Below are 12,531 nucleotides of genomic sequence, written 5' to 3'. Positions count from 1 at the left end.
TTTCAGTGCCCGCCCGTCCGCAACGCGTCCGCGTAACCCGTCAGTTCTGAGAGCCCGTGTTGCGAGCGCCGCCGCGATTCGCTCACACAGTGCCACGCAGCCAGGCAACAGCCAGCGCGGCTTGGCTCGTAGTGCCGACGGATATGCAACGCATCTCCCCGCTCAACGCTTTCAAATCCAGCTAAGCCCGCTTACGCGCGGGCGTCTGATCAGGCACACCAGCGATAAAGCGATCGAGCCGTTCGCTCGCCTCCGTGACGGCCCAAAGAGGCACGCTGCGCAGTTGCCGGTCATAACTCCTCGCGATTAACGCAAAAAGCTCAAACCCCTCGCCGTCCAATTGCCACTCGCCGGTCTGTCGGCCAATATCGAACACCGCCGACACAGCACGATCCGCCGCGCCGAGTTCCTCGCTGCTCAGCGAGCCGAAGCCCGCTTCCACCAGAAAGCCGGTCAGCAGCATGGTCTGCGTGAGCGTCTGTGCGTCGGTTTTCGTACCGACGCCGCGGCGCAACGCGTCGAGTGCCAGGTGCACTCGCAACGCGAGGTCGTCGGCGATTTGCCGGGCGATCGGCAACAGCATAGTCTTGGCATGCCGTGCGCGCGCCGCGCCAGCGTTGCGCGAAAAGGGGATAGGTTGTGCCATGAAGGTCCAAAGTTATGCCTGTGCAGATGCAATAACGGCTCGCCCTGGAAAAGGTTGAGCCTTTCTTGTGCAAACTGCAGATCGACCGACGAAAACGTTTGCTGGCGGCTGTTTTCGCATCAATCGCCTTTGCTCGACGTCATCTTGTCAATTCAATCGGGCAACGCATTCGGCCTCCTTCATGGAGCGGGCCGGTTCATCAAGAGACCTTCCGCCATCCTCCGCCAATAAAATTGCAGCAAAGGTCGCTACGGTGACCGTGCCCGCGTCTGCGAACGCGAGATGCCGGGGGTATTCGAACCGTTCCCGAAACCCCGCACCCATCGGCCACCCCAACCTACCGTCACCCCAACCACATCACTCCTCGCCACTCTCCTCCGACGACGCCACACTCCGCGCCCGAATCCGTCGCCGAATCTCCGAATCCAGAATCAGACGCCCTCGCAGTTTTCCTTTCATCCGCTTCACGTAACGTGGCGCTTCGGTCATGTGGATCACCATCAACTCCCGCACCTTCTCCACGTCACGCTCACGTGCCGCTTTCGTAATCGCCTTGTGAATCTTGACGTTCGCCTGACCGAACCGTTCATGCTCCGCTGGGGGCGTGTCGTTACGAAATTCGATGAGCTGCCGGATCATTTCATTGATCAGTTCGCAGCTGAAGCGCAGAAACGGATTGGGATTCGCCGCTGCCAGAATGTCATGAAAGTTCACGTCTTCCTGACGTTGCCGCACGATGTCCTGACCGCCATGCGAAGACGCGGGTCGATCGCAACACGCAATGCTCGCTTCGAGCGCGTCGAAGTCCTGTTCCGTCAGATGCGGCACGGCTCCCGCCGCGAGCTCCGGCTCCAGCAATTTGCGCACGGTGTAGATATCGTCGATCGATACGTCCTTGAAGAATAGATAGTTCTGCAGAAGTTGTAGCGTGCGATCCAGCGGCACTTCCACGACCATGCCGCCGCCACTCGGTCCGGTCGTCACCTTGATCAGCCCTTGTACTTCGAGCGACTTCAACGCCTCGCGGATCGTGCTCTTGCTCACCGAGAAGAGTTGCTGCAACTCCCCCTCGCGCGGCAGGCGATCGCCTGGCTTGAGGTCCTTCTCCGTGATGAGCCGCTTGATTTCCTCCGCGACCAGATCGCCGCGCTTCTGCTGTTTGATCTCTATCGCGGCGCCAGCCTTGGCTCGGTCCATGGCCATATTCGATTCTCCCTGTTGTCCCGCACGATCCTCGATCGATTCGCCGGCCACTCGCGGTCGCAAACGACGCCCGGATACGCCCAGGAATATTGCCTTATTGACACCCGAATTTATTGTACCTACGATCAAGTCCAACCTATTTATCATGATAAATAGAACAAAGCCGAAGAGGTGGAAAACTTCACGGCGGCCAGCAGGCTCGACACGTCGTCGCGTCGTGCATGCAGTTTCGTAGCCGGTCAGTGCGTGTCTCTATCAAGGAGCGTCATTTTGAATCGCCGAAATATGTTGAAGCTGGCCGCGCTGTCGGCCGTTCCGGGGACGTTGGGCTCGCTCGCCGCGCGCAGCGCGTTTGCGCAGGCCGGCACCGTGCAATTCGCGTGTCCGGTGCCGATGTCGGGGCCGTTCGCCGCGAACGGCAAATACGCCGATCTCGGCATGAAGCTCGCAATCGAGCAATACGGCAAGGTCCTCGGTCAACCGCTCGCATATACGGTGCTCGACACGGAAGGCAAGCCTGCGACTGCCGTGCGTCGCGTGCAGGAAATCGCGCAGCAAAAGAATGCGCGCTTCTTTGCGGGCGGTATTTTGTCATCCGAAGCATTGGCGATGGGCAAGGAAGTGCAGAAGGCCGGCGGCATTTTTATCACAACCGCAGGCGCCGACGAAATCACCGGCAAGGACTGCAACGCCGCTACGTTCCGCTGGTCGGTGCCAACCTACGGCGCGATCGAACAGACTGTGCGTCCGCTGATCCAGACGTTACCCAAAGCAAAACGCTGGTACACCATTACGCCGCAATACGTATTCGGCGACGGTTTGTTGTCGGCGGCCAAGGCGATCTTCAAGGAGAAGGGCATCGAGCATGTGGGCAACAGCTACCACTCTCTCAATGAGAAGGAATTCAGCGGCTATCTGACGAATGCAGTCGCTGCGAAGCCCGACGTACTGCTGATTCTGAACTTCGGCTCGCAATCGTCCGATACGTTGCGCCAGGCGGTCAGCTTCGGCATGAAGAACAATTGCACGATCCTGATGGCGTGGGCATCCGGCCTCGAGCAATTCGAATCGCTCGGCGCGGACTTGTGCGAAGGCGTTTATTTCGGCGCACAGTATTGGCATGGCATCGATTCACCGCTCAATCGCGATCTCGTCAAACGCGCCAATGCCGCGTTCAAGGCGAACCCCAACTACAGCCTCGCCGGCTCCTATATCTGCACGAAGATTCTGCTCGACGGCATCATCAAGGCGGGGACGGTCGATCCGAAGAAAGTCGTCGCCGCGCTCGAAGGCATGAAATACGACGGTTTGACCGGCCCGGAAGAAGTCCGCGCAGGCGACCATCAAGTTCTGAAGAACTACTATCTGTTGAAGGGCAAGGCGAAGAACAAGATGAAGAACGCCGACGACTACGCGGACATCGTGAGTTCCGGCCAATCCTTCCTGCCGCTCGACAAGACCGGCTGCAAGATGACGTGATGCCTGCGTGCCGCCGCACACGAGCGCGGCACGTTTATCGCGAGCCGGAATCGCGACACCTCTTCGCCACACCCATCAGACGGACGCCATGAACGTTTATCTTCTGCAGATCGTCAACGGCATCGGAGTGGGGATGCTGTATTTCCTGCTCGCGGTCGGTTTGTCGATCGTCTTCGGCCTGCTGCGTTTCGTCAATTTCGCGCACGGTGCGTTCTATCTGCTCGGCGCGTACTTCTGCTATCAGGCGATGCAATGGTCGATGAGTTTCTGGACCGCGCTCATCGTCGTGCCGATCGTGGTCGGCGCATTGGCGTGGGTCGTCGAGAAGCTGATTCTGCGGCACGTCTATGCACAACAACACGAGTTTCATATTCTCGTGACCGTCGGCCTCGCGCTCGTCGTGCAGGAATGCGCGATCCTGATCTGGGGGCCGCTCGGCGATAACGTCGCGGTGCCCGACGTTCTGAACGGTGTGGTGATCTGGGGCAGCTTCGTCTATCCGAAGTACCGTCTGTTCGTGATTGGCTTTACGGCCGTGCTGGCCGCGCTGTTGTGGTGGGTGCTGGAAGGCACGCGACTCGGCAGCGCCGTGCGTGCCGGCAGCGAATCGACCGAAATGGTGTCGCTGCTCGGCATCAACGTGCTGCGCGTCTTCAGTCTCGTGTTCGCGCTCGGCGCAGCGACCGCTGCACTCGCGGGTGTGCTGGCCGCACCGATTCGCGGCGTCGATCCGTTCATGGGCATCGAAGCGCTCGGCGTTGCCTTCGTCGTGGTCGTGGTTGGTGGGATGGGCAATTTTCTGGGTGCGCTCGTCGGCGGTCTGCTGGTGGGGATCGTGCAAAGCGTGATGAGCACTTTGTGGCCCGAAGGCGCGCGGCTGATGATCTACGTCGCGATGGCCGCGGTTCTGCTACTGCGTCCGAACGGTTTGCTCGGGAGAGCGGCATGATCGATACCTCGAAGCCTGCCGTGCAAAGCATTCGCTCCTCATCGACGCCGCAAGGCATGAAGCATTCGCTGCATCGCTACCGTTTTCTGCTGCTTGCGTTGCTGGTCGTGTGCATCTTGCCGCTGACACTGCGCTCCGGATCGCTCGCGACAGAAGTACTGGTTTTCGCGCTCGCCGCACTTGGCTGCAATCTGCTGCTCGGCCACACGGGATTGCTCTCGTTCGGACAAGGCATTTTCTTCGGGCTCGGCAGCTATGGCGCGGGACTGGTGCTGACTAGAACCGCGTTGCCGGTGCCCGTGGCGTTGCTCGCGGCGGTTGTGATCGGCGCAGCGGCGGCCGCGCTCGTCGGCTGGTTTTCGATTCGCCAGCGCGGCACGTACTTCGTAATGTTGACGCTCGCATTCGGCCAACTGTTTTATTTTCTGGCATACACGACGCCTGATCTGACCGGCGGCGACAACGGCCTGCTCGACATTCCGCGCCCCGCGCTGAGCGTGTTCGGCAAAGCCGTCGTTCCGCTGACTTCACCCTGGCAATACTACGGCTTCGTCGCGGTGCTGTTTCTGGTGGTGTTCTGGTTGCTGATGCGCGTGTCGCATTCGGTATTCGGCCGAACCCTGCTCGCAATTCGCGACAACGAGGCGCGCGCGGCCGCGGTCGGCTACGACGTCAAGCGCTTCAAGCTGATGGCCTTCGTGATCTCCGGCGCGGTGACCGGGCTCGCCGGTGCGCTGCATGCGTTGATGACCGGCATCGCGCCGCTCTCCAACATCGACTATCACACGAGCGAGATGATCCTCGTAATGACGGTGATCGGCGGCACGGGCAATCTGTTCGCGTCCGTATTGGGTGCCGCTTTCTACGTGCTGTTCGCCGACTGGCTCTCGACGTTATGGCCGCGCTGGCTGTTGCTGCTCGGCATCGTATTGATCGCAGTGAGCCTGTTCATGCAGCGCGGACTGTGGGGGCTGGGCGAACGCATCTGGCAAGCACTGCGCCGCAAGCCATCGTCTGACCACGACAAGGGCGCGGGTAACGGCACCGATAACGGCACCGAGCAGGAGACCGCATGAACGAAACCATTCTGCAAGCGAGCGGCATAGTGAAGCGCTACGGCAAATTCACCGCGCTCTCCGACGTGAATCTGAGCATCAAACCGCGCACCGTGCATTCGGTCATCGGCCCGAACGGCGCGGGCAAGACCACGCTCTTTCATGTCCTGACCGGCACGCTGCCGATTACCGAAGGCAAGATCGTCTTCGACGGCCATGACGTCACGCATGAACCGGACCATAAGCGCGTGCGCCGCGGCGTCGCGCGATCGTTTCAGGTCACGAGCCTGTTTGCCAATCTGAGCGTGCGCGAGAATCTGCGGCTCGCGGCGCAGGGTGTCGACGCAGTGCGAGCGTTGAATGCGTGGACGCCCCCGCACGGTGCGCTCACGCATGCGGACACGGTCGACAGCGTGCTCGAACGGCTCGCGTTGCAGCGCTTCAGCGATGTCCTGGCAGGCGCACTCTCACACGGTCAGCAGCGCCGCCTCGAAGTCGGCATGGCGCTCGCGGCGCGGCCCAAAGCGATCTTTCTCGACGAGCCGACGTCGGGCATGGGTATCGACGATCTCGACGACATGAAGCAACTGATTCGCGGCCTGCGCGACGAGTACACAGTCGTGCTGATCGAACACAACATGGGCATCGTGATGGATATCTCCGACACGATCACCGTGATGCAGCAGGGCCGCGTGCTCGTGGAAGGGCGGCCGGACGATATCCGCGGCGACGAGCGCGTACGTAGCGCGTATCTTGGCAACATGATCACCGGAGGCCGCGCATGATTCTCGACGTGCAGCAGATTCACGGCTTCTACGGCAAGAGCCACATTCTGCAAGGCGTGTCCCTGCAGATCGGCGACGGCGACGGCGAAACCGTCACGCTACTCGGCCGCAACGGCGCGGGCAAGTCGACTACGCTCAAGGCGATCGCCGGCGTCGTCGCGCCACAGCGTGGGTCGGTGACGTTCAACGGCACGCAGATCGGCGGCTTGCCGCCGCACAAGATCGCCGCGCGCGGCGTGTGCTTCGTGCCCGAACATCGCGGCATCTTCCGTTTGCTGACCGTCGAAGAAAACTTGCGGCTCGGCGCGCGCAAAGATTCGCCGTGGCAACTGGACGACATCTACCGTATTTTTCCGCGGCTGAAGGAACGGCGTACGAATGGTGGCGCGCAACTGTCCGGCGGCGAACAGCAGATGCTCGCGATCGGCCGTGCGTTGATGAACCACCCGCGTTTGCTGATGCTCGACGAGCCGGTCGAAGGACTAGCACCGGTGATCGTCGAAGAGATCGTCGCGCAACTCAAGCTGATTCGCGAAGCGGGCGTGGCCATTCTGCTGGTCGAGCAGAACCTCGAAGTCTGCACGCAACTCGCGGACCGTCACTACATCATCGAACAGGGCGTGATCGTCTATTCGGGCGACAACGCGTCGTTCGCCGCGGACGAGTCGATCAAGGACCGTTATCTCGGTGTGGGCGTCGTTTGACGCTAGCGCCGTCTTCAATACGAGGAAGCATCGATGCAAGTTCATGAATCAACGATCGTGGCGACACCCGCCGATTTGCGAATCGACGGCGCGCGGCTGTGGGACAGTCTGATGCAACTCGCGCAGATCGGCGCCACCGACAAAGGCGGCGTGTGCCGGCTCGCATTGACGGAGTTGGACCGGCAGGCGCGCGAGCTTTTCATCGCGTGGGCGAAAGAGATCGGCTGCAGCGTGCGGGTCGATGCGATCGGCAATATCTTTGTGCGTCGCGCCGGTTTGCGCGACGACCTGCCGCCGGTGATGACCGGCAGCCACATCGACACGCAACCGACCGGCGGCAAGTTCGACGGCAATTACGGCGTGCTCGCGGGGCTCGAAGTGCTGCGTACGCTGGCCGATGCCAACGTGCAAACCGTCGCGCCGCTGGAAGTCGCGGTGTGGACCAACGAGGAAGGCTCGCGCTTCGTGCCGGTGATGATGGGCTCGGGCGTGTTCGCCGGCGCGTTCACGCTGGAGCATGCGCTCGCGCAACGCGATCGCGAGGGCGTGTCGGTGCGCGACGCGTTGACGGCGATCGGTTACGCCGGTGAGAGCGGAAAGCCGCACACCGTCGGTGCGTATTTCGAAGCGCATATCGAACAGGGCCCAGTGCTGGAGGCGCACGATAAAACCATCGGCGTGGTGCAGGGCGCGCTCGGACAACGCTGGTACGACGTGACCGTGCACGGCATGGAAGCGCACGCGGGGCCGACTCCGATGGAGTTGCGTCGTGACGCGCTGCTCGTCGCGGCCGATCTGATTCACGCGGTCAACCGTATCGCGCTCGATCACGCGCCGCACGGCCGTGGCACGGTCGGCTGGCTCGACGTGCATCCGAACTCGCGCAACGTGATTCCTGGCCGCGTGACGCTCACGGTCGATCTGCGCGCCGCCGACGATACGACGCTCACTGCGATGGACGCCGCGTTACGCGCCACGTGTTCCACAGCGAGCGAGAAGAACGGCATTGCCGTCGACGTCGAACAGGTGGTGTACTTCCCACCGCAGCCGTTCGCGGCGGAACTGGTCGGCGCGGTAAAGCAGGGCGCGGACAGGCTCGGCTTGTCGTCGATGGACGTGATCAGCGGCGCCGGTCACGACGCCGTTTATCTGGCGCGCGTCGCGCCCGCTGCGATGATCTTCGTGCCGTGCAAGGACGGCATCAGCCACAACGAAATCGAAGACGCGCGCGCCGATCATCTCGAAGCCGGTTGCAACGTGCTGTTGCAGGCCATGCTGGACGCCGCGCTGAAGCTCGGGAGCGCACCCGCATGAAGATTCTCATCGCGCGAATGAATCACGAGACCAACACGTTCTCGCCGGTAGCGACACCGCTTGCCGCGTTCGGCCGCAACGGTCCGAGTTATGGCGAGGACGCGTTCAACGACAACAAAGGCATGCAGACGGCGATGGCCGCGTTCATCGACGCCGCCGAGCGCGAGCAGGCCGAGATCGTCACGCCGGTGTCCGCATCGGCGAATCCGAGCGGGCCGGTCGAGGCCGCCGCGTACGATGCGATCTGCGACGCGATCGTGGCGGCTGCTGGCGGCTGCGACGCGGTGATGCTCGATCTGCACGGCGCGATGGTCGCCGAGAATTCGAACGATGGCGAAGGCGATCTGCTCGAACGTGTGCGTGCCTTGCTACCCAATGCGCCGATCGCGGTTGCACTCGATCTGCACGGCAACGTCACGCAGAAGATGATCGACAACGCCGACGTGATCGTCAGCTTCAAGACCTATCCGCACGTCGACATGTACGAGACGGGCGCCCACGCGGCGCGTCTGCTGTTCGATCTCGTGCATGGCAGAACGAAGCCGGTGATCGCATGGCGTCAGCCGCCGCTGCTCACGCACACGTTGCGCAGCGCGACCGCCGAGGGTGCGATGAAGCGCGCGGTGGACGCCGCGCGTGCCGCCGAGGCCGACGGCATGCTCGCGGTGTCGGTGTTGTCCGGCTTCTCGCTGGCGGATATCGCCGCGCCGTGCATCAGTGTCATCGTGGTCGGCAATGGCGAACGCGCCGAGGCCGACGCGGTGGCGGAACGCATCGCGCGGCAGATCTGGGACGAGCGCGAAAATTTCGTCTATCGCAGCGCGCCGCTTGCGGAGTCGGTCGCGCAAGCGGCGTCGTTCGCGCAGGGCGCGGACAAGCCCGTGCTGTTGCTCGACCACGGCGACAACTGCATGTCGGGCGGCACCTGCGACACGATGGACCTGCTCGAAGAAGCGTTGCAGCAGAAGCTCGAAGGCATCGTCAGTGGGCCGTTGTGCGATCCGCAAGCGGTGGCGGCGTTGATGTCGGCGGGCGTCGGCAGCACGGTGACGGTGACGATCGGCAACAAGGTCGCGAGCGATGCATTGACGCCGCGCCCGCCGCTTGCGATGACCGGTGTAGTGCGCGCGCTGACCGACGGCGAATACGTGATCAGCGGCCCGACCTACACTGGCCAGCGAGCGTTCATGGGACGCGCGGCGGTGCTCGACACGGGCACCGTGAAGCTCGTGATGACCGAGCGCACGCACGAACCGTGGGACCTCGGCGTGTTCGAGAGTGTCGGCATCGATCCGCGCCGCGCGCGTTTCCTGCTGCTCAAATCGCGCATGTACTGCCGGCCGGTCTTCGTGCCGATTGCCGCCGCGTTGATCGAATGCGATAGTCGCGGCGTGACGAGTTCGGATTACGGGCTGTTCGCATTCGAGCATGTACAACGGCCGGTTTATCCGCTGGATACGCAGACCGAGTGGGTGGCGACGAATTGAACTGCTCATCCGTGTCGGCATAAATAGCGATTGGGGCTTGTGCTACGCGAGAGGAGTCTCTATAATTCGCGCTCTCTAAAGGCTCGTAGCTCAGTTGGTTAGAGCACCACCTTGACATGGTGGGGGTCGTTGGTTCGAATCCAATCGAGCCTACCAACGCATCGGTGACGTAGACGAAAGCGGTTCCGCTTTCGTCTACGTCACTGTCAGTTTCTCTATTCTGCATCGCTCCCGTTCGTTACTATCCGATTGCTTCGCGAGTGCTTTTGCGCGCGCAGGGCCGCCGTATCGCCTCGTCTTTCGTGAATGCGCGGTACAGTTGAGCCTTCCCCTGTTCTTCCCGTTTTCGCAACTGAATAAACTGCCGTCAGCGCGCATTGCTGCACGGGCAGCTTGAAAGGAAGCCGACGCAATGAAGAAGCTCATCAACGACGTCTCCGCCGTGGTCCCCGACATGCTCGACGGACTCGCGGCGCTCAATCCCAATCTCTCGCTCCTGCAGGGCGGCACGATCGTCGTGCGGGCCGATGCGGAGGCCGTTGCCGCGCGCGGCGAAGTCGCGCTGATCTCGGGCGGCGGCTCGGGTCACGAGCCCGCGCATGGTGGGTACGTGGGCCACGGCATGCTGAGCGCGGCGGTGGCGGGCGAGGTCTTCACATCGCCGTCCACGGATGCCGTGCTCGATGCGATCCGCGCGGTGGCCGGCCCGGCCGGCGCGTTGCTGATCGTGAAGAACTACACGGGCGACCGCTTCAACTTTGGCCTGGCTGCGGAGATCGCGCGCGCCGAAGGCATTCCGACCGACATGGTGATCGTCGCCGACGACGTCGCGCTCACGGCGAGCGGCGATCACGCCGGCCGTCGCGGACTCGCGGGCACCGTGCTGGTCCATAAGATCGCGGGCGCGGCGGCGGCCACGGGCCGGCCGTTGACCGAGGTCGCGCGCATTGCACGCGAGGTCGCCGCGTCGCTCGGCACGATGGGCGTTGCGCTTACGCCTTGCACGGTGCCGGCAGCGGGTAAGCCAGGGTTCGAGCTGGCCGATGACGAGATCGAATGGGGTCTAGGTATTCATGGTGAACCGGGTGTCGAACGCGGCGCGCTGGAGCCGGCCGATGCGATCGTCGAGAGGCTGCTGGCGAAGATCGCCGGCGACCTTGGGTTGCGGCGCGGTGAGCGTGTCGCGCTGCTCGTGAACAACCTCGGCGGTACGCCGTCGAGCGAATTGAACGTGGTGGCCGGGTCCGCGTTGCGCAATCTGGCGGAGCGCGGCATCAAGGTGGAGCGCGCGTGGGCCGGCACGTTCCTGAGCGCGCTGGAAATGGCGGGCGTTTCGTTGACGTTGCTGCGCGTGGACGACGAGCGGCTTGGCTGGCTCGATGCCGTCGCGCACACGAGCGCATGGCCCGCGTTGAGCGGCCGCGTCGCACAGGTGTCGGTGCGGGCCGCGCCGGTGATGCCGGAGCGTGCCAGCGGCGCGACGCTCGCGCATGACGCGACGTTGCGTCGTGTGATCGAAGCGGTGTGCGCGTGTTTGCTGAAAGCCGAGCCGACGCTGACCGACATGGATCAACGCGTCGGCGATGGCGATCTCGGCATCAGCCTGTCGCGCGGCGCACGCGCCGTGCTGCATGAGATCGACGGCTATCCTTCCGAAGCGACGCCGGGCGCCGTGTTGCGCAGCGTGTCGGCGACGCTGAGGCGAGTGGTCGGCGGCACCTCGGGTCCGCTATACGCGGTGATGCTGTTGCGTGCGGCCGCTGCGCTTGAGGAACAGTCGGGTGAGGCTACCGCGCAGCAATGGGCGGCGGCATTCAGTGCGGGTGTCGACGGCTTGATGGAGTTGGGCGGGGCGAAGCCCGGCGATCGCACGATGGTCGATGCGTTGAAGCCCGCCACCGATGCGTTGCAATTGGCGCTCGCGGGCTCGCCGCAAATCGATGCCGCGTTGCAGGCCGCCGTCGACGCGGCCACCGAAGGCACCGCGAAAACAGCGTCGATGCATCCACGGCGCGGACGTTCGAGTTATGTCGGCGATCGCGCGCTAGGTCATGCGGATCCAGGCGCGCATGCGGTGGCGTTGTGGCTTGCCGCGATTCGGGATGCGTTGGCGGAGTGAGGCGATGGTGGGCTTTCGCTTGCGGGGTTGCGACGCCGCGCACGCTCATGTTCTTTCGCGCTCACGCATGGACGCATTGACGCCTACGCACAAAAGAAAACGGCTAACAGCCGCAACACTGTTAACCGTGCGACGCAGACTAACTCGCCTGCGCTGACGTCGACAGGCCTCGCTATAAATAACACTCGCCATCAAGATAAGCCTTGCGCCAACGCGTAATCGTCACGCGCTCGAACAGGCCGACCAACGCAAACGGATCGCCCGCGATGAATCGTTCGGCTTCCTCGCGCGTGTCGAGATCGACCACATACAAACCGCCGCCCGCGCCGCTGCCGTCGTCGTTCAGCTTCGCGCCGCATGCCAGCAGCAGCGCCTTGTTCTTCTCCAGAAACGCCAGATGCGTATCGCGCTCGCGCGCGCGGACATCGGCGTGGCCGGGCTTGTCGAATGTTTCGATGATGTAGGGCATGGGCTCTCCGCTTCAGTTCGGTGCGATTGCGGACGGATGCTGCGCGAGCGGCGTCACGTTCACGACCATGTACGGAAAGAGCGGCAACGAACTGAGCAGCGTATGCAGCTCGTCATTCGACTCGACGTCGAACACGCTGTAATTCGCGTACTGTCCGGCCACGCGCCACAGATGGCGCCATTTACCGTCGTGCTGCAGCTTCTGCGAGAACGCTTTTTCTTCGGCCTTCAGACGATCGGTCAACGCCTTGTCGGCGTCGGCGGGAATCTGCACCTGCATATGAACCAGATATAGCATTCGAAACCTCTTCATCAATGAGGC

General features: G+C 62.9%; 12 protein-coding genes and 1 tRNA gene. 9 read left to right on the top strand and 4 right to left on the bottom strand.

Going from position 1 to position 12,531, the window contains the following annotated elements; translation table 11 throughout:
• Positions 1-181 precede the first annotated feature (181 nt).
• Together BGI01S_RS24255 and BGI01S_RS24250 are read right to left on the bottom strand one after the other, a co-directional pair.
• The gene (locus tag BGI01S_RS24255) at positions 182-646 is read right to left on the bottom strand and encodes a hypothetical protein (RefSeq protein WP_042328621.1); all 465 of its coding nucleotides are present in this window, start codon (positions 644-646) and stop codon (positions 182-184) included.
• Between the two features lie 357 nt (positions 647-1,003).
• Positions 1,004-1,849 carry a FadR/GntR family transcriptional regulator gene (locus tag BGI01S_RS24250; RefSeq protein WP_042328620.1) on the bottom strand — a complete coding sequence of 282 codons (846 nt, stop codon included), beginning with the start codon at positions 1,847-1,849 and terminating at the stop codon, positions 1,004-1,006.
• Between the two features lie 270 nt (positions 1,850-2,119).
• Between BGI01S_RS24250 and BGI01S_RS24245 the strand changes: the two genes are divergently transcribed.
• The 9 genes from BGI01S_RS24245 to dhaK all read left to right on the top strand — a co-directional run bounded on the left by BGI01S_RS24245 (position 2,120) and on the right by dhaK (position 11,741).
• On the top strand, positions 2,120-3,328 hold the full coding sequence (locus BGI01S_RS24245) for an ABC transporter substrate-binding protein (RefSeq protein WP_042328619.1): 1,209 nt from the start codon (positions 2,120-2,122) through the stop codon (positions 3,326-3,328).
• 88 nt (positions 3,329-3,416) lie between these two features.
• Positions 3,417-4,277: a branched-chain amino acid ABC transporter permease gene (locus BGI01S_RS24240; protein WP_042328618.1), complete on the top strand. Its 861-nt coding sequence runs from the start codon at positions 3,417-3,419 to the stop codon at positions 4,275-4,277.
• Positions 4,274-5,353, top strand: coding sequence for a branched-chain amino acid ABC transporter permease (locus BGI01S_RS24235; protein WP_042328617.1), 1,080 nt, complete (start codon positions 4,274-4,276; stop codon positions 5,351-5,353). Before BGI01S_RS24240 ends, BGI01S_RS24235 begins: the two co-directional genes overlap by 4 nt.
• Positions 5,350-6,117: an ABC transporter ATP-binding protein gene (locus BGI01S_RS24230; RefSeq protein ID WP_042328616.1), complete on the top strand. Its 768-nt coding sequence runs from the start codon at positions 5,350-5,352 to the stop codon at positions 6,115-6,117. The genes BGI01S_RS24235 and BGI01S_RS24230 overlap by 4 nt, the downstream gene beginning before the upstream one ends.
• The gene (locus tag BGI01S_RS24225; protein ID WP_042328615.1) at positions 6,114-6,821 is read left to right on the top strand and encodes an ABC transporter ATP-binding protein; all 708 of its coding nucleotides are present in this window, start codon (positions 6,114-6,116) and stop codon (positions 6,819-6,821) included. Before BGI01S_RS24230 ends, BGI01S_RS24225 begins: the two co-directional genes overlap by 4 nt.
• A gap of 33 nt (positions 6,822-6,854) precedes the next feature.
• Positions 6,855-8,135 (top strand): Zn-dependent hydrolase, encoded by a 1,281-nt coding sequence (locus BGI01S_RS24220; protein WP_042328614.1) that lies wholly within the window; start codon positions 6,855-6,857, stop codon positions 8,133-8,135.
• Entirely contained in the window at positions 8,132-9,622 is a 1,491-nt protein-coding gene (locus tag BGI01S_RS24215; RefSeq protein WP_042328613.1) for a M81 family metallopeptidase, read from the top strand. Before BGI01S_RS24220 ends, BGI01S_RS24215 begins: the two co-directional genes overlap by 4 nt.
• 79 nt (positions 9,623-9,701) lie before the next feature.
• Positions 9,702-9,778: transfer RNA gene (locus tag BGI01S_RS24210), tRNA-Val, on the top strand.
• Between the two features lie 256 nt (positions 9,779-10,034).
• A complete protein-coding gene (gene dhaK, locus BGI01S_RS24205) occupies positions 10,035-11,741 on the top strand; it encodes a dihydroxyacetone kinase subunit DhaK (protein ID WP_042328612.1) in 1,707 nt (568 codons plus the stop codon).
• A 172-nt stretch (positions 11,742-11,913) separates the two neighbouring features.
• On the opposite strand, the gene BGI01S_RS24200 is transcribed toward dhaK, so the two are convergent.
• On the bottom strand, positions 11,914-12,210 hold the full coding sequence (locus BGI01S_RS24200; RefSeq protein WP_042328611.1) for a YciI family protein: 297 nt from the start codon (positions 12,208-12,210) through the stop codon (positions 11,914-11,916).
• Positions 12,211-12,222: 12 nt separating this feature from the next.
• Positions 12,223-12,507, bottom strand: a complete 285-nt coding sequence (catC, locus tag BGI01S_RS24195) for a muconolactone Delta-isomerase (RefSeq protein ID WP_042328610.1) — start codon at positions 12,505-12,507, stop codon at positions 12,223-12,225.
• Between the last annotated feature and the right edge of the window lie 24 nt (positions 12,508-12,531).

The organism is Paraburkholderia ginsengisoli NBRC 100965 (assembly GCF_000739735.1).
In the GTDB taxonomy this organism is placed as follows: Bacteria; Pseudomonadota; Gammaproteobacteria; order Burkholderiales; family Burkholderiaceae; genus Paraburkholderia; species Paraburkholderia ginsengisoli.
Note: the sequence above shows the minus strand (reverse complement) of the source record. Positions and strands in the feature narration are given on the sequence as shown.

Coding starts and splice junctions, on each gene's coding strand:
- BGI01S_RS24255 (WP_042328621.1), bottom strand. CDS start 646: ATGGCACAACCTATCCCCTTTTCGCGCAACGCTGGCGCGGCGCGCGCA.
- BGI01S_RS24250 (WP_042328620.1), bottom strand. CDS start 1,849: ATGGCCATGGACCGAGCCAAGGCTGGCGCCGCGATAGAGATCAAACAG.
- BGI01S_RS24240 (WP_042328618.1), top strand. CDS start 3,417: ATGAACGTTTATCTTCTGCAGATCGTCAACGGCATCGGAGTGGGGATG.
- BGI01S_RS24235 (WP_042328617.1), top strand. CDS start 4,274: ATGATCGATACCTCGAAGCCTGCCGTGCAAAGCATTCGCTCCTCATCG.
- BGI01S_RS24230 (WP_042328616.1), top strand. CDS start 5,350: ATGAACGAAACCATTCTGCAAGCGAGCGGCATAGTGAAGCGCTACGGC.
- BGI01S_RS24225 (WP_042328615.1), top strand. CDS start 6,114: ATGATTCTCGACGTGCAGCAGATTCACGGCTTCTACGGCAAGAGCCAC.
- BGI01S_RS24220 (WP_042328614.1), top strand. CDS start 6,855: ATGCAAGTTCATGAATCAACGATCGTGGCGACACCCGCCGATTTGCGA.
- BGI01S_RS24215 (WP_042328613.1), top strand. CDS start 8,132: ATGAAGATTCTCATCGCGCGAATGAATCACGAGACCAACACGTTCTCG.
- dhaK (WP_042328612.1), top strand. CDS start 10,035: ATGAAGAAGCTCATCAACGACGTCTCCGCCGTGGTCCCCGACATGCTC.
- BGI01S_RS24200 (WP_042328611.1), bottom strand. CDS start 12,210: ATGCCCTACATCATCGAAACATTCGACAAGCCCGGCCACGCCGATGTC.
- catC (WP_042328610.1), bottom strand. CDS start 12,507: ATGCTATATCTGGTTCATATGCAGGTGCAGATTCCCGCCGACGCCGAC.